We start from the raw sequence: 15,654 nt of genomic DNA, 5'->3' as shown, positions 1-15,654 counted from the left end.
AGTTCGGCAACGGATTTTGTAACGGATGTAACGGATGTAACGGATGTAAAGGATAGAAGGAAGTTCGGCAACGGATTTTGTAACGGATGTAACGGATGTAACGGATGTAAAGGATAGAAGGAAGTTCGGCAACGGATTCGCTCGACGGATGTAACGGATGTCAGGAAGAAGGAAAAAGGAAGTTTGTAGGGTGTGCAATGCACATCGGTTGACGAGTGTCAGCAAATTTTTTTACTGGTGACTCTGCCCGCACGGGTCAAGAGATATGGGTAGCATAAACTGGAGCAACTGTCAATACGCTGGCTGCTGCTGGCACAGTTAAAATTTGATTTTTTTTGAACTTGTTTAAGATTAGCAATTAACCGGAATTTCCCATCTCGACAATGTGTTTGAGAGCGTTTAATCGCTCTCTTCCAAAAAGGTTTGTACTCGACCGTTTGGTCTCAAAACAACTCGAATTTTCGGGTTTTTTCCATTAGAAACCGCAGAAACAAACGGCTCGCCAGCTAAGGGCATATTAGCTTTCTCGATATAATCTGCTGCTGCTTTTCCCATCGGCATAATACTTTGAACTGACCCATTTTCATCGATCAGCACGCTGTATTCCAAAGTTTGTTCCATTCCTTCAGGAGGCTTCCAGCGTTCCTCAAAGTAAGTTCTAGCTTCGGAAACTTGAGGAATTGTATCAAATAAAGTGCGGTTTTTTTTGCTGGCCGCCACCTGGTTGTTGTCGTCGGACTCCGCGGTTGGTTGAGTGTCCTCAAGGGCTGGGAGTTCGGTACTGGCGGGGGGGACAATCGGCTCGATGGGGCGGGGGAAGGGTTGCGACGGGGGAACGGGAAATCGGGAAGCAGACAGGGAGGGCGGCAGGGGGGGAGGTACGGCGGGAGCTAGTCTGGGCGGTAATGGGGGCAGCAGGTAGGGTACTGGTGCGGGTGCTTGGGGGCGGCCCTGGGGCGGTTCTTCGGGGGCGGGAATTGTGATTGTTGACCCTTGAGGGAATGCTGGGGCGCTCTGTGGGGCGCTGGCTGCGCTACCGTTGGCGGGAAATAGCAGGGGTGGCTGCTGGATGGGGCTGGGTTTGTTGGTGGGGGGAGTTGGCGCGAGGGCGATGGGGGGTAAGCTGGGGCTGGGAGAGGCGGCGGTGTTGATGGGCGGGGGCGGCAGGGGCGGTAAAGCGGGTGTGGCTGCGGGTGTTGGTGCTGGGGGTGTCGGTAGGGCGGGAACAGGACTGGGGGAAACGCCGGCCGCTAACTGGGGGTTTTCTGGAGCGGTGCTCAATTGTGGATTGGCGGGGGCTGTGGCGGGGGCTGTGGCGGTTTGCGGGGAGGTGGCGGATCGATCGAGCATTTTGATAGTTCCTGTCGTCAGGCCCGCCATCGCGACCAGCATTGCTGCCACCTTGAGCCAGGGTGAGGACAGCGGCCGTTGGGACTCGCGGTTGAGGTTGGGAAGCGCCATCACTTCGGCGGCGCAGTCATCTAGCGCTGTGGCCAAGTCAAACAGTTGCAGGGTGCTCAATGGAACTACTGGCCCGGATTCTGCGGCGCTCAAAGAGCCTAAAAACAAGTTGTGGGCGAGCAAGCCGCGGGGCTCTAAGCGGGGGGGAACCGGAAGGTAGGAAGTTGGGAGAGAGTAGGGGTTGGAAGTTGCTAGTTCGGAAGTGTTGACTGCTCGATCGAATATAACGGCATTAAGCGCGACTTCTGGCGAGTCTGAACCTGCAGGGATATGATCGGTTTGAGAGTTGAGGTTGCTTTCCCAATCGCGGGATTCGCCGAGCAAGTTTTGGACGTAGTTGCTAACAGCTTCGTGGAGGGTTTCGAGTTGAATTCGATCGCCCCTGAGAGTAACGTGTTGGGTATCTGGCAGCCTGGGGTCGTCGAGTCGTAGCTCAAAACTTAAAGATTTAAACACCGGTTGGCCCGCCCAGCGAGATAGAGGCGAACTTTTGGCTGTAATTTCCAGCGTGCAAGTGGGGGGCGTGTACCGTTTGAGAACCATAGCAGGAAGGAAGAAGGAAGAGGGAATAACTATGTTTTATCTGATATTTGGCAGTATTCTCAACAAGCTTTTTTAGCAACAGGCAAGATGCCTGTTCCACAACAAATAAATTTTTTGGTGGAACAGGCATCTTGCCTGTTCCCGATCTTTGTCATTCTCGTTCCCATTATGCTTAGTTTAATTCTTAGCGCGGTCTAGAAGAGCCAGCCAGAGGCGGCGGTGGCCGCCGGGACTGCTGTAAAACAGCAAATCGATCAGGAGTTTGAGGGCCAAATTAGTCAGTTCTCGGCCCGATAAATTTTCTGCATCTTCCATGCGCGAGCCATAAGTGTTGCTGAACCTGTCAATATAATCTCCCAGCAAAGCGATTGTGTGAGGTTCGCGGTTTTGCTCTGCCATTTGTTCGAGCAAAGCAACAGCGCGGCGGATTAAAGCTTGGTGCTGTTTTGCCAAATGACAGCTTATCAAAACGAGCGATCGAGCTTCCTCCACATCTAGTTTTTTGCGCCCTCCGTGGCCTTTCCGCAGCGGGTTAGATTGGCGCAGCCGCCACAAAGCTACCCGATCGGCTACCATTGGCTCTAAATTCAGTTCGGCTGCTACCTTGAGCATCGCCTCTGAGCCAATTTCTGCCAGTGCTTCTAGGGCTAACAGCACTAAATCCAGTTGGGCTTTAATGTTGTCCAACTGGGTAGGTTCTGGTGCTTTTTGGGTCAATTCTTCCCAGTTGGGAGATGGGCCCGTTTCGTTTGTGGGAGCGGAGGACTTTACGGTCGAGCGCATGGCTTCAGCACGGGAAATTAAGACTGGTTGAGGCAGGATATCAAACAGTATGCAGTGATTAAAGCTTTGCGGCCTGTGGGCAACAGCACATCTGTTAATTTGTCTCCATAGCTCGTTGCTTTGATTCCGGCAATCCTAACTGCAGGACGGAGTTGCGGGTGAAAAGTTGCGGTTTCAAGTTCGATCGATCACTATCCGCAAAACCCCTAGATTTTCACCCCTAACCATGCTACGCCACTGGATGCCACAAATCAATGTAAATAAGCGATCGTCACACCTCCACCCCCTTCTTTTTGACTGGCGAGCTCAAAGCGGGAAACCTGCGGATGAGTAGCCAGGAACTCGTGAACGCCACGCCGTAACTGTCCCGTACCTTTGCCGTGAATTATCCACAGCGCACCGTATTCGACTGCTTTGGAGAGAGCTCTGTCTATTTCGATTTCTGCGTCTGAGACTCTCGCACCCCGTAAGTCGATCGAATTATTAGCAGTGCGAATGGCAATTTCGGGATTGGGTTTTGCAGGTTCCGACGCTGCTTGCTTAGCTTTAGCCGTAGCGAGTGCTTGGGCTGCAACCTTGGCTAATTGAGCTTTAGTTTCGGGTTTTTGACCGTCGAGGGATTCAATTTCTCCTAGTTTGACAGTCATTTTCATAATCCCAAACCGAACGCTCAACTCTTCGTTAGCATCGGGGCCGCTGAGGACTTCGGCGGTTTGGCCCAAGCTGGGAATGCGGATGCGATCGCCCACTTTCGGCATAAAACTCGGTTTGGGTTTAGCCGGTTGTTGTCGGGAGGGCAGATGTTTTTGGGAAATTTGATTTAAGGTATCTGTCGCTTGTTGGGCATTTTGAGCCGTCTGGTTGCCCGACTGCAAGCGCCGAATGATTTGAGCAATTTCTGATTTTGCCGACCCTATCGCCTCATTTACTGCCACTTCCTGAGCTATTTTTAGTTCTCGCTCCCGCTCTTGCAAAGCGGCTGCTTTTTGAGAAACTTCTCTGTGCAGTTTTTCGGTTTGGTGTAGCAGTTGAGTTGCTTCTCTGGCCTTGGTTTCCTGTTTCCGGCGCTGTGCTTCGAGTCCCGCAATCACTTGATTGACATCTTGAGACGCTCCCCCGACATAGGTTTGAGCTTCATCGACAATTTCTGGTAGCAAACCGAGTCTTTTGGCAATGGTGAGGGCGTTGGAACGTCCGGGAATTCCCCACAGCAAGCGATAGGTTGGCTGCATGGAATTGTCGTCAAATTCTACTGAGGCATTTTCAAAGCGGGAGTCTTGATATTTGAGGGCTTTGAGTTCGCCAAAGTGGGTAGTTGCAACTGTTAATAGGGAATGTTGGGCGAGATATTGCAACAGGGCGATCGCCAATGCACTGCCTTCTGAGGGGTCTGTCCCCGCTCCTACTTCGTCTAACAAAACTAAAGATTTGGGAATTGGTAATTGGGAATTGGGATTTGGGATTTGGGGTTGGGGAATTTGTAATTTAGGTTTGAGAATTGGGAGAGCAGAAACAGTGCTCTGTGTGTCTGTGACTTCCTCGTCTTGCTGTTGGGAATTAGTAATTGGAAGCTTTGAATTTTCTTCCCCTTCAGCCTGCGATTTATTATGTAAAACTTCTAAAATGCGGCTGATGCGGCGGATATGGCCGGAGAAAGTAGACAAACTTTGCTGCAAAGATTGTTCGTCACCAATATCAGCCAAAATATTGTCGAACCAAGGCAATTCTACGGGTTCGCGGGCGGCAACAAACATTCCGGCTTTTGCCATTAAAGCTGCCAAGCCCAAGGTTTTGAGGGTGACAGTTTTGCCGCCCGTGTTGGGGCCGGTGATGGCGACGACGCGGATGTGCGGCCCGATCGTTAAATCGACCGGCACGACTGGAAAGCCTTGTTCGTGCTGTTGCTGCCAAACTAATAAAGGATGTCGCAACTGGCGCAGGGTAATTTGCGATCGCAGGTTGCGAATTAATAATTGACTGTTTTCTGAGTTTTCCTCATCTTCTTTATCTTCTTTTTCCTCATCTTCTTTTTCGGGATTTTTTGGTGCTAATTCTGGTTCTCCCAATTCGATAAATTTCGGCGGATTTGCTTGCAACCAAAAACTATAACGCGCTTTAGCGGCCGCTAAATCTAAAGTTGTAACTACCACCACCAATCTGTCTAAATCTGGTTTTACTGCTGCGACTTGCTCCGTGAGGGCGCGGCGGACTGCTTCTTCTTCGGCTTGTTCTTGCCGCAGCAACTGCCGCATTTGGTTGTTAAGATTGACTGTATTGTGGGGTTCTACGTATAGTGTCGCGCCGCTGGCCGAGGAGTCGTGAACGATGCCCGGTATGGCATCTTTTTGGGGAGCTTTGACGGGAATGACAAAGCGTCCGCTTCTTTGGGTAATTAGCTGTTCTTGTACGGCGTTGGATTGGCGCTGCAAAATCCCCTGCAATATTTGATAAATGCGATCGCGCAACTGTCGCATTTGAACTCTAATTCCTGCTAATTTAGGAGTGGCTCTGTCTGCTACTTGAGCGCGATCGTCTATACAGCGATGGATTTCTTGCTCTAGTTCGGGATAAGTCCGCAATTGGGCTGCCAGTTCTTTGAGCGTCGGCACATCTGCCTGAGAGTCAATTATCCGGCGCAATTGCCTTGCTCCGGCGAGGGTAGTAGCAATTGCCAGCAATTCTTCGCCGCTGAGCAAACCTTGCAGTTCGGCTCGTTGCAGCGAAGTGCCGATGTCTTGGATTCCTTCAAAACTCAAAGCACCGCCAGCGCGGCTCTCTAACTGATAAGCTTCCTGAGTTTGGGCGAGGAGTTCTGCTGTTTGAGCTTGAGTGGGCGGGATTTCGAGGTCGAGGGCGGCGGCGACGCCGAGTTTGGTGGCCGCGAAGGTAGCCAAGTGCTGACACAGGCGCTGCCATTCTAATAGTTCTAGTGTTTCGGCTTGAATCAAAGTTGAGGTGGTGTTGGTAATTGGCATTCCCAGGCGCTGACCGAGAAGGTGAATTTAACGATACTATTAATTGATTTTAAAGTTTTTTATTGTTTCCTGGGGCAATTTGAGAAAGTATCTGCGATCGCCCTCAGCAGTCTTTCGACCGCAAGCTCTGATGTAACATTAATTACGAAGGAGAAAATTTGCATTTTTGCATTACCCGTCTAAAATTATACCTTCTCGTGATACCCGTCCCCAAAAAATATGCAACTGTAGGCAAGCTCCCAACTATTATTATACACTAAGTCATTACCCATTTTTTACTCGAAAAGATAAAATCTAAAATGGTATGGGCTATTTTGGGTTTTGAGGGAGCGGGGATGGGGAGTTTTTAGATGGAATTGAACTATTTTGGAATTTTAAATCGGTCAGCGCAATTCTGGCGGTTGTATCCTAAAAAGTAATTTGTGGAGATGATAGAAGTATGGCAAAGATTCTGGCGATCATCGCGGATACTGTGACTTTTCAAGTTGTGCAAGAGTTACTCAGCCAAGAGGGACATCAGGTGAGAGTCGCTCCCGACGACAAAGAGGGTTTAGAATTGGCGAGGGAATTGTCCCCGGATGTGATAATTTGCGACGGGACTTCGCCTCAAATCAACTTTTTGGAGGTGTGCCGGCTGGTGAAAGCCGATTCCCTACGGGATAGCTTCGCTTCACGAGAATTGGCGACAGCCTATTTTATTCTGCTGACAACACCGGAGCAATTTGATGAAATTCAAGAATCGGATGCCCCCTTTGACGATTTTCTGTTTAAACCGATAGTTAAGCAGGAATTATTGGCGCGGGTGGGCGCTTCTAAGAAATCGCGCGAGTTGAGGGCGCAGTTGGCTCTCACCCAGCAAGAATTGCAACTGTCGCGCGATCGAATGCTACAAACAGAAAAAATGTCTAGTTTGGGTGAATTGGTGTCTGGGATAGCCCACGAAATTAACAACCCAATTACTTTTATTTACAGCAATCTAACTCACGTCCAAAGCTACGCTACCGATTTAATTGAACTCCTGCGATTGTATCAAAAAGAGCTAGTCAGTCCCGGAGCGGAAATTATGCAAAAACAACAAGATATGGATGTGGAATTCGTACTAGACGATTTATTAAAAATTGTGAGTTCCATGCGTACCGGGAGCGATCGCATCCGCCAAATAATCTTGTCGCTACAGGATTTTTCCCGCAGCGATCGATCGGGCTGGCAGTTATTCGATGTTTCCGACGGTTTAGAAAATACTCTGTTGTTGTTGCAGCACCGCTTGCCGGCTCGCGAGGGAAGGCGAGACATCAAGGTGATCAAACAATTCGGCAATTTGCCACAGATTGAGTGTTATGCAGGTCTGCTCAATCAAGCTTTTCTGAATATCATCAATCACGCGATCGATGTTTTAGAAGAGTCTGCTCAAGAGTTGGCAGAGTTGGAATCAATCAAATTTAAGCCTGTGATTTTGATTAGCACTCAGGTAGTCGATGCTCAGCGAATTTCGATTGAGATTGCGGATAACGACATCGCACATAGCAAAGATATCACAGCCCAAATTTCCGATCCATTTTTGGGAGCAAAACCTGCGGAACCACCCATCTCATCGGGACTTGCTCTCAGCTATCGGATAATTGTAGAGCAGCACAAAGGAGAGTTCAAGTGTTTTTCCGAACCGGGTAAAGGCACTAAAATTCAGATAGAGATTCCGCTGCGTCACAGTTAATTAACAGTATTTACCGTTGGTGGAGCGGGTTTTTGCGATTGTTGGTTTGAGCCTGAGATGATGCTGAATCCGCCCCTACAATGACTGCTTTTTTTTAAAGGTAAAATTTTGTATAGAGAAGGGCAGAAGTTATCGAAAAGAGACTTGAGGTGATATTCAATAGATTTGAAGGAGAGAGGAAGAGGGGCAACCACGGGGGGTTGCCCCTACAAAACACGGTTATGTAGATGTTGTGTGTCTAGGAGTGGAATAACTAAATGGAGACTTGCGCGCCTTGAGTATCGAGGCCGATCGCCCTTACATCTGCCTTTACCTCAAATTCCATCCAAGCAGCCGCCATTTCCCTCACAACCGCATCAGCATTAGTAGCATCCGTTAAAGCCAAAAGCGTTGGGCCGGCACCGCTAATTACCATTCCATAGGCCCCTGCATTCACGGCGGCTTGTTGCACCGCTTCATATCCCCGAATCAGAGATTGCCGGTAAGGTTGGTGAATTTTGTCTTTGAGGGCGCAGCGCAGCCAGTTTTCATTGCCAGTTTCCAAAGCCCGCACTAGCAAACCGAGGTGTGCCGCATTAAAAATCGCGTCAGCCTTGCTGTAATCTGCTGGCAAAACTTTGCGGGCTTCGGCTGTAGACAGTTCAAAATCGGGGATGGCTACCACCGGCACAATATTTGGATGCCAGGGAATATCGCAAATCTCCCAAGAACCCCCCCCCTGCCCCCCCTTACTAAGGGGGGGTGATTCTGTTAGCCCAGCTTCGTTCAGGGGGAGTGGTTCTGTTAGCCCCCCCTTGCTGAGGGGGGGTGATGGTAAAATTTCCGCATCTAAGGGTGATTGTTCTGTTAGCCCCGCTTCACGGAGAGGGAATTCTTCTCTTAGCCCCCCCTTACTAAGGGGGGGTTGGGGGGGTGCATTGCTAGCAGCGAGGCGACATCCTCCTAGTAAAGCGGGGACAACGTTGTCGGGATGTCCTTCAAGTTCGATCGCCAATTGCATCACTTCTACCTGACTCAAAGGCGCACCGGCTAACTCATTTGCACCGACTAACCCACCGACAATAGCTGTGGCGGAACTTCCTAAACCTCTAGCCAGCGGAACTTGCATATCTATATGTATCGCTACAGGGGGCGGCGATTGGTTGAGGCGATCGTATAACTTGAGAAAAGCTTGATAAGCGAGATTGCTGTCGTCTGTCTTGACTTTGGCGGCTTCTTGGCCCGTAACGGTAATTTTTAGTTTCTCGGTTGCTGAGGGTTCGAGTCGGGAGAATTGGAAGCGGTTGTAGAGGCTTAAAGCGGCGCCGATGCAGTCGAATCCTGGGCCTAGGTTGGCGGTTGTGGCGGGTACGGTAACGGTAACGGTGGAATTTTCGGGCATTTTTTGAATAGTTAATTTGGAATGTTTAACCGCCGATGAATGCGGATGAACGCAGATCGAAGGATATTATACTATGTTTTCAAAAGCACTCTATTCTTGCAGCATTTGAAGATGTTTGATAGCATCTTGATAATCGTTGGTATTGCCATCTTTTTGATAAAGTTCCGCTGCTTTTTGATAATCGGCGATCGCCCCCGGTTTGTCTTCTAAGAACTGGCGGACTCTGGCGCGGTTGTAGTAGGCGTCGCCGTAGTTGGGGTTGATTTCAATTGCGCGATCGAAATCTGCTTTAGCTGCTGGATAGTCTTTGAGATTGCGGCCGTGGATGATGCCGCGTTTGTTGTAGGCTTTGGCGTAGTTGGGGTTGAGGCGGATGGCTTCGGTGTAATCGGCGATCGCCCCTTGAATGTCTCCTGCTTCTGATTTGGCTAAAGCGCTGTTAAATAAGTCTTCAGCAGAATTTTGAACAATCGTTTTTTGACCTATTAATATTGCTGAGGATTTAGCAGAGACACCAGGGGATATATTAGCAAAGATAGTAAATATTACTAGAGGAGCAATTAAATTGTCAAGTGATGATTTCATAATTTAGGCAAAAATTCGAGCGACAGAGCAACTAAAACCAGGTAACAAAGGCGAGGTCAATTCATCAGCGCTCAACAGCGTAGCAATGAGCCTTAAACTTGCTTGTTCCCTGCGATAAACTTCTATTTGCTGCAACCGCCAATTCACAATCCAGTATTCCTGTACTCCTCGTACCGAATAGAGTCTGAGTTTCAAATCTCTATCCCGTCTTTCATTGTCTGCACCGAGGGACAATACTTCAACAACTAACTCAGGTGCGGCGGTTAAATGGCCGGCTTCGTCTAGCAAGATAGCCAAGCGTTCATTGCTAATCCAAACCACATCAGGAATAACACAATCTACATCTGTAAAAATAACTCCTGGACTAATTACTGATTCTCCTAATCCTGTTTTTTGTGACCAATTATTTAACTCTATGCAAATGTTACCACAAACTTCTTGATGATTCCAGTGTGCTGCCCATGTCACAAATAACTCTCCATCAATAATTTCGTAACGATCGCCGTTATCGGGCAATAGTTCTAAATCGGCGGTAGTCCAGCGTACTTTATCAGATATTGTCTGGCTCATACAAGCACTCTTGATAGGTGATACAAACATTCTAAACGATCGAGCTTCTTGTCGCTCCACAGCTTGAAACAATCCGGCTACACTGACTTTCGCTTTTTGCAGGCGAGACTCAGAATATTGAAACCCGCCTGGGCGCGGGTTTCGTTTGTGTAGGATCGATTTGCGATCGCCAAATTGTCCGATCGCCCAATTTAAAATTATTTAAAATTTCAAATCGCGCGATTACTTCAAAATAGTTTTAGAAGCAATCCGAGTTTTCTTGCGATCGGCTTCACTCAATTGTTCGCCTGACTGCAAACGAGTAGCAGAGGTTTGGAGCACAGTTGCGGCACTTTTATCGCCCATTTGCAGAGCAGTTTTAGCAGCAGTTTGCAGCATTGTCGCGGCACCGGCTCGATCGCCCTGTTGCAATCGGGTTTCTGCTAGTTGAGTTTGGCGGTATTTAGCCAAAGCTAAAATGTGCTGCTGTACCATCGGGTTAATTGCCGGCTGATAAACTTTCAGGACATTAGCGGAAAGTGCAACGGGATCGGAAAGCAAACCTTGACCAACACTCGGATCGTCGTAGCGAATTTGCAATTGCCCGATCGCCTGTGTACCTTCGGGCAACTGTCCAATATAAATATTAGCCAAAACTACTCGCTCTATATCCTTCATTAAATCTCCCAGGCGCACCATAAAACGATCGCCCTCTTGCTGTACCGGTAATTCGATCGTATCCGGGGCAACTTGGGCGATCGGTTTGAGTTCGGCTAACCGTACTTTTGGCATTAGCGAAAATAGCAAATAAGCATTAGTCAAACCTACACCTTGGATGCGAGTAAATAGTTTGCCAAACTCGTCAACCGCATCTTCGGGACGCTGAATGTGTGCCAGAGCACCGCCGCCAGCATCAGCAATCTTTTCCAAAATATCCTGGTTCCAGTTATCACCAAATCCCAGAGAATTTAAAGTCATGTTGTAGTCAGCAGCCAATTTAGCCAACTTCAAACAGCGGCTGTCGTCGCCGTGTTCGTTTTCGCCGTCAGTCAGCAGAAATGCCTGAGATATAGCTTCTTTTTTGCCTTTGCCCAACTCTTCAATACCTAACTTAATGCCCTCATCAATTGCTGTGCCACCGGCCGAGCGCAATTGCTCAATTTGCCGTTTAATACTGCTGGGATCTCCGACAATTTGATTGGGGACGAGGACTTTGGCTTTATGATCGAAAGCCACCGCGCAAAAGCGATCCCCGGGCTTCAACCTGTCTAGCAACCGTCCGGCGGCTTGTTTGACGGTTTCCAGGGGGCGTCCGCCCATCGAACCGCTGTGGTCGAGAATCAGGCACAGGTTTAAGGGTACGCTGGAGTCGATCGAGCTTGCCGTCGCAGACACCGAAATCGCTAGCTGGCGCTGCGTTGAGGGCGCAGCAGCGTCAAGGTTAGGGTCGTTTAAAACCGGGAGCAAACTAACTTTCATGCGGGATACCTAAAGATTGCGTTAGTATTTCTTTAAGAATAGCTCCATCAGTTCAGGCAACATTTCGGTTATGTCAGTAACCCCGGTCTAAATACACGGGGCTTGTAAGAGAAATCTGGCAAGCCATACTGACCAGACTAAGGCTTAATTGCCTACGTTTTGAGAGTCACGACACCCTGTGGATGCGTAGCTAGTCCCCTGCTCTGTCCGAAGCAATTAAGCAGTTCTAAGGTCACTGGAACAGTGTTGCAGGTCTAACAAGCTCTCGAAACATTGTCGAAGCTAACATTACCCCAGAAATGGGACGCACAACCCGTGCAAAATACTATGCGTACAGGGCTGGGAAGTTTGAGGCGGTAATTGTCCCGTTGAAAGTGCAACACAAAAGCACACACCGAGCCAACCAGTCCCAAGGCGGTAGTCAATCAAAAATGTAAAGCCGTCCTAAAAGGACGGGGTTTCAGACCCATTTTTCTGATGAACACACCCATTAAAGCAGTGCAATCGCCATACTACGGGGAAGGGAACTCTCGGACGCCACCTCCCGATTTGCCATCCCTGTTGCTGAAGGAGCGGATCGTTTATCTAGGGATGCCTCTGGTGCCTGCGGTAACAGAACTGATTATCGCTGAACTGTTGTTCTTGCAGTACGAAGACCCCGAGAAGCCGATCAAAATCTACATCAACTCGACCGGCACTTCTGGTTACAGTGGCGAACCCGTCGGCTTTGAAACAGAAGCCTTCGCTATCTGCGATACGATCAGGTACATTAAGCCGCCCGTACACACTATTTGCCTCGGTTCGGCAATGGGGATGTCTGCGATGCTGTTAGCGGCTGGTACAAAAGGCTTTCGAGCGAGTTTGCCCCACGCTTCGATTGTGTTGCACCAACCCAAGGCTTACACGCGGGGTCAAGCAAGCGACATTCAAATTCGCGCTAAGGAAGTGCTGGCAAATAAAGCGACGATGCTTGATATTTTTGCAAGCTGTACTGGTCAACCGATCGAAAAGATTACTAAAGATATGGATCGGTTGCTGTACCTGACGCCCCAGGAAGCTAAAGAATACGGTTTGATTGATCGCGTTCTTGAAAGTTCTGAAGAATTGCCGAAACCGCTGCCGGCTGGAGTCATCTAACTGGGAATTGGAAATGGGGAATGGGGAATGGGGAATGGGGAATGGGTAATAGGAAATGGGGAATGGGCATGAGTAATAATTAAGGGTTAATGGCTAGTAGTTTCTACCCTGGTTAGTTATTCAATAGTCTTTTTATGACTAACAATTCCCAATTACCGATTCCCAATTACCCATTCCCCATTCCCCAATGCCCAATACCCAATTCCCGATGCCCAATTCCCAATTACCAATTACCAATTACCAACTAAACGGAGTTCCGAATTATGCCTATCGGTGTGCCAAAAGTTCCCTACAAGATGCCGGGGGGTTATGATACTCAGTGGATTAATATCTACGATCGCCTCTACCGGGAACGGATTATTTTCTTGGGCAGGGACGTTGACGATGAAATTGCCAATCAAATCATCGCTGTGATGCTCTATCTTGATTCGGAAGATTCAGGTAAGGATATTATTTTATACATCAATTCCCCAGGCGGGATGGTGTCGGCAGGCATGGCTATTTTTGATACCATGCAGCACATTAAATCAGACGTGGTGACGATTTGTGTGGGCTTGGCTGCTTCGATGGGTTCTTTCCTGTTAGCTGCCGGTGCGAAGGGGAAACGGTTAGCTTTGCCTCACTCGCGCATCATGATTCACCAGCCTTCTGGGGGCACGCGGGGACAAGCAACGGATATTCAGATTGAGGCCAAAGAGATTCTGCGACTGCGCCACCAACTCAACGGTATCTATGCTAAGAATACTGGCAAGCCGATCGAGAAAATCGAGAAGGACATGGATCGCGACTATTTCATGTCCGCTGAGGAAGCCAAGGAATACGGCTTGATTGACAGAGTAATCGAAGATCGTCCGTAAGTTATTTTTGCGCCACCGTAGTGCGGGCAACCCTCGCACTACAACCTAGTTCGCACTAAATTTTGGCAGAATCTTTACATTTAAGGATTCTGCCATATTTAATGGTATTATAAACGCTCATTCATGCTAGATGGATATTGCAGATTATTACCGACAGTTAGGACTGAGGTCTGGTGCCAGTTTATCGCAAGTTAAGGCCTCTTATCGGCAGTTAGCGAGACAGTATCACCCCGATGTGAATCCGGGAAACGAACAGGCTAAAAATAAGTTTATTGCTATTACTGAGGCTTATAAGTTCCTGGTGAAAATTGCCCCCCACAATGTTGCGGAGTCGAAAGTTGCCAATTCAACTGTGCCGCCTACTGCGACACCGCCCGATCAGGGGGTGAAAGCTCAACCGCAGCCAGTTAAGGTGACTCGAAAAGAGGCAGCGGTTCAATCTAATGCGGATCTGTCGCCGGTAGAACAAAAGTTAAAGCAAGATGCTTATTTTGAGTTGCAGCAGTTGCTGAAATATCAGAGGTTCCCACGGGCGATCGCCTTGATTGAGGGTTTGGCCCAGCGGGTTCCCGAAGATTTGGAGGTGCGTCAGTGGCAGGCGATCGCCTATCAGCGCTGGGGACGGCATTTGATCGGAGAAAAGCAGGTTGATAAGGCGAGAATATATTTGAAAAAGGCTGTGAAAACAGATCCTCACAATCGGGCTTTGTGGGCGGAAGTTGAGCGGGATTTTCGCAGGTTGGAACAGATTTATTGAAGCGATGTTGTGTCCCCCTTTTGCAGGGGGTCTCCGTCGTAAAGTTTTAATTTTTCTAATTTTTCTAAAATAACTTGGGTATTTTCAGGTCGGTTTTCCGGTAGCGGTTCCATCAATTCGTCGATCGACTCTAGAAGTAAGGGGTCAATATCTACAGCCTGGTTCCTCCAATTAATTTTACCAGTTTTTTCATTAACGGGAAAGTCGATCGGCTCTATGCCTGTTAATAAATGTACAAAAGTACGCCCTAGGGCAAAAAAGTCCGATCTCACGCCTGCTTTACCTGCAATTTGTTCCGGTGCGGCGTATCCAGCAGAACCTATGGGTGCGGTATCTATATCTGCTTCTGTGGCGGCGCCGAAGTCAATTAATCTCAATTTCCCATTGGCTTCAACCATCAGGTTGGATGGCTTAATATCCCGATGCACTACATGATGTTTGTGGATTTCCTGCAAAATATTGGTAATTTGTTGCAGCCACTCAATAGCGAGATTTTGAGAAACGTACTGTTTTTTAGTTAAGAATTCTGCCAAGTTTTCGCCGCTAATTTTTTCCATTATCAAACAAGACAATTTCTGGAAATTATGGGGAACTTTAATTGGGAAATAACCGTCAGGTTCCACTTGCGGAACTGAACCCTTTCCCGCCAGCCAAATCAAAACTCGCGCTTCTTGCTTGAACAAGCGAACTAAATCGGGATTATGGGTGTGTTTCAAGACTTTTAAAATTTTGACAGTTCCCCATTCGTTTTCCCCGGTTCCCAAATCTTCGACTTCAAAGATGTCTGTGGGGCGTGCGGGATTGGGCGATCGCACTGGTTTAAGGATGCGATAGCGATCGGCAATTAACAAATCTGTACCGCAAGCCTGACACTTTTGAGCAGCAGCAGGATTTTCGCGTTGTTCGCATTGAGGATTGATGCAGTAAATCATACCCTTTTAGATTTTAGATTTTAGATTTTAGATTGGAAATGACTGACGCTGTATCGGTTTAGAGCTTGCTTTTGCATTCTTTTTTGGGAAGTCGTATCACTTTGATTGATAAATTAGCATAAAACACCCAGCAGTTCTGACCTTACTACTGGGTTTATATTTACCGCCCATTTGGGCACGCTATCACATTTAAGTCAAGGATTTAAGATTAATAGCATCGCGCTCTACCGATTGAGCTACCCCCCTGCGTTTGGTAGAGGGGGCTGGATATGAGCCAGCAACCTCGATGATGTTATTTTTTCCTGACATTCGTTGTAGCGATCGGCGGTGAATGCTGAGTTTAGAGTAATAGCTTGCTGTTGAATTTGTACGCAATGCTGCCTCTGCCAATTGGGCTACCCCCCTATTTTGAGTAGAAGGGACAGGAGTCGAACCTGCACTATCACATTTGTACGGTTTAAGTTGAAGTTTTAGATTGAACTTGTACTCTGTTTATATCTTAAA

Annotated in this window: 14 protein-coding genes; 4 read left to right on the top strand and 10 right to left on the bottom strand. The window is 48.2% G+C overall.

Annotated features, from left to right (window positions below; genetic code table 11):
* Window positions 1-399: 399 nt before the first annotated feature.
* The 4 genes from QUB10_RS02660 to QUB10_RS02645 all read right to left on the bottom strand — a co-directional run bounded on the left by QUB10_RS02660 (window position 400) and on the right by QUB10_RS02645 (window position 5,735).
* Entirely contained in the window at window positions 400-2,004 is a 1,605-nt protein-coding gene (locus QUB10_RS02660) for a DUF4335 domain-containing protein (RefSeq protein WP_333199281.1), read from the bottom strand.
* Window positions 1,910-2,134 carry a hypothetical protein gene (locus QUB10_RS02655; RefSeq protein ID WP_333199380.1) on the bottom strand — a complete coding sequence of 75 codons (225 nt, stop codon included), beginning with the start codon at window positions 2,132-2,134 and terminating at the stop codon, window positions 1,910-1,912. The genes QUB10_RS02660 and QUB10_RS02655 overlap by 95 nt, the downstream gene beginning before the upstream one ends.
* A gap of 47 nt (window positions 2,135-2,181) precedes the next feature.
* Window positions 2,182-2,787 carry a DUF3038 domain-containing protein gene (locus tag QUB10_RS02650; protein ID WP_333199277.1) on the bottom strand — a complete coding sequence of 202 codons (606 nt, stop codon included), beginning with the start codon at window positions 2,785-2,787 and terminating at the stop codon, window positions 2,182-2,184.
* 251 nt (window positions 2,788-3,038) lie between these two features.
* A complete protein-coding gene (locus QUB10_RS02645; RefSeq protein ID WP_333199378.1) occupies window positions 3,039-5,735 on the bottom strand; it encodes an endonuclease MutS2 in 2,697 nt (898 codons plus the stop codon).
* Between the two features lie 466 nt (window positions 5,736-6,201).
* Between QUB10_RS02645 and QUB10_RS02640 the strand changes: the two genes are divergently transcribed.
* Window positions 6,202-7,473 carry an ATP-binding protein gene (locus tag QUB10_RS02640; RefSeq protein ID WP_333199275.1) on the top strand — a complete coding sequence of 424 codons (1,272 nt, stop codon included), beginning with the start codon at window positions 6,202-6,204 and terminating at the stop codon, window positions 7,471-7,473.
* 253 nt (window positions 7,474-7,726) lie between these two features.
* Here QUB10_RS02640 and thrB read toward each other — a convergent pair whose 3' ends face one another.
* The 4 genes from thrB to QUB10_RS02620 form a co-directional block, all read right to left on the bottom strand.
* Window positions 7,727-8,854 (bottom strand): homoserine kinase, encoded by a 1,128-nt coding sequence (thrB, locus tag QUB10_RS02635; protein WP_333199273.1) that lies wholly within the window; start codon window positions 8,852-8,854, stop codon window positions 7,727-7,729.
* Between the two features lie 90 nt (window positions 8,855-8,944).
* On the bottom strand, window positions 8,945-9,439 hold the full coding sequence (locus tag QUB10_RS02630) for a tetratricopeptide repeat protein (protein WP_333199270.1): 495 nt from the start codon (window positions 9,437-9,439) through the stop codon (window positions 8,945-8,947).
* A gap of 3 nt (window positions 9,440-9,442) precedes the next feature.
* The gene (locus QUB10_RS02625) at window positions 9,443-10,009 is read right to left on the bottom strand and encodes a Uma2 family endonuclease (protein WP_333199268.1); all 567 of its coding nucleotides are present in this window, start codon (window positions 10,007-10,009) and stop codon (window positions 9,443-9,445) included.
* A 222-nt stretch (window positions 10,010-10,231) separates the two neighbouring features.
* On the bottom strand, window positions 10,232-11,467 hold the full coding sequence (locus QUB10_RS02620; protein ID WP_333199265.1) for a VWA domain-containing protein: 1,236 nt from the start codon (window positions 11,465-11,467) through the stop codon (window positions 10,232-10,234).
* A gap of 477 nt (window positions 11,468-11,944) precedes the next feature.
* Here QUB10_RS02620 and QUB10_RS02615 point away from each other — a divergent pair, with 477 nt between their 5' ends.
* The 3 genes from QUB10_RS02615 (at window position 11,945) to QUB10_RS02605 (ending at window position 14,218) form a co-directional block, all read left to right on the top strand.
* On the top strand, window positions 11,945-12,604 hold the full coding sequence (locus tag QUB10_RS02615) for an ATP-dependent Clp protease proteolytic subunit (protein WP_333199262.1): 660 nt from the start codon (window positions 11,945-11,947) through the stop codon (window positions 12,602-12,604).
* A 263-nt stretch (window positions 12,605-12,867) separates the two neighbouring features.
* The gene (locus QUB10_RS02610; protein WP_333055699.1) at window positions 12,868-13,461 is read left to right on the top strand and encodes an ATP-dependent Clp protease proteolytic subunit; all 594 of its coding nucleotides are present in this window, start codon (window positions 12,868-12,870) and stop codon (window positions 13,459-13,461) included.
* Window positions 13,462-13,591: 130 nt separating this feature from the next.
* Window positions 13,592-14,218 carry a DnaJ domain-containing protein gene (locus tag QUB10_RS02605; protein ID WP_333199259.1) on the top strand — a complete coding sequence of 209 codons (627 nt, stop codon included), beginning with the start codon at window positions 13,592-13,594 and terminating at the stop codon, window positions 14,216-14,218.
* Here the strand turns inward: QUB10_RS02605 and QUB10_RS02600 are convergent.
* Together QUB10_RS02600 and QUB10_RS02595 are read right to left on the bottom strand one after the other, a co-directional pair.
* Complete coding sequence (locus tag QUB10_RS02600; RefSeq protein ID WP_333199257.1) at window positions 14,212-15,150, bottom strand: serine/threonine-protein kinase; 939 nt, start codon at window positions 15,148-15,150, stop codon at window positions 14,212-14,214. The genes QUB10_RS02605 and QUB10_RS02600 overlap by 7 nt on opposite strands.
* 189 nt (window positions 15,151-15,339) lie before the next feature.
* Window positions 15,340-15,540 carry a hypothetical protein gene (locus QUB10_RS02595; protein ID WP_333199255.1) on the bottom strand — a complete coding sequence of 67 codons (201 nt, stop codon included), beginning with the start codon at window positions 15,538-15,540 and terminating at the stop codon, window positions 15,340-15,342.
* Between the last annotated feature and the right edge of the window lie 114 nt (window positions 15,541-15,654).

Source organism: Microcoleus sp. B5-D4 (assembly GCF_036705145.1).
Classification (GTDB): Bacteria; Cyanobacteriota; Cyanobacteriia; order Cyanobacteriales; family Microcoleaceae; genus Microcoleus.
This window is presented reverse-complemented; position numbering and strand designations above follow the sequence as displayed.

Excerpts from the sequence above, each read along its gene's own strand:
- QUB10_RS02610 (WP_333055699.1), top strand. The coding sequence starts at position 12,868 with ATGCCTATCGGTGTGCCAAAAGTTCCCTACAAGATGCCGGGGGGTTAT.
- QUB10_RS02600 (WP_333199257.1), bottom strand. The coding sequence starts at position 15,150 with ATGATTTACTGCATCAATCCTCAATGCGAACAACGCGAAAATCCTGCT.
- thrB (WP_333199273.1), bottom strand. The coding sequence starts at position 8,854 with ATGCCCGAAAATTCCACCGTTACCGTTACCGTACCCGCCACAACCGCC.
- QUB10_RS02660 (WP_333199281.1), bottom strand. The coding sequence starts at position 2,004 with ATGGTTCTCAAACGGTACACGCCCCCCACTTGCACGCTGGAAATTACA.
- QUB10_RS02620 (WP_333199265.1), bottom strand. The coding sequence starts at position 11,467 with ATGAAAGTTAGTTTGCTCCCGGTTTTAAACGACCCTAACCTTGACGCT.
- QUB10_RS02625 (WP_333199268.1), bottom strand. The coding sequence starts at position 10,009 with ATGAGCCAGACAATATCTGATAAAGTACGCTGGACTACCGCCGATTTA.
- QUB10_RS02655 (WP_333199380.1), bottom strand. The coding sequence starts at position 2,134 with ATGCCTGTTCCACCAAAAAATTTATTTGTTGTGGAACAGGCATCTTGC.
- QUB10_RS02630 (WP_333199270.1), bottom strand. The coding sequence starts at position 9,439 with ATGAAATCATCACTTGACAATTTAATTGCTCCTCTAGTAATATTTACT.
- QUB10_RS02605 (WP_333199259.1), top strand. The coding sequence starts at position 13,592 with ATGGATATTGCAGATTATTACCGACAGTTAGGACTGAGGTCTGGTGCC.
- QUB10_RS02640 (WP_333199275.1), top strand. The coding sequence starts at position 6,202 with ATGGCAAAGATTCTGGCGATCATCGCGGATACTGTGACTTTTCAAGTT.
- QUB10_RS02650 (WP_333199277.1), bottom strand. The coding sequence starts at position 2,787 with ATGCGCTCGACCGTAAAGTCCTCCGCTCCCACAAACGAAACGGGCCCA.
- QUB10_RS02615 (WP_333199262.1), top strand. The coding sequence starts at position 11,945 with ATGAACACACCCATTAAAGCAGTGCAATCGCCATACTACGGGGAAGGG.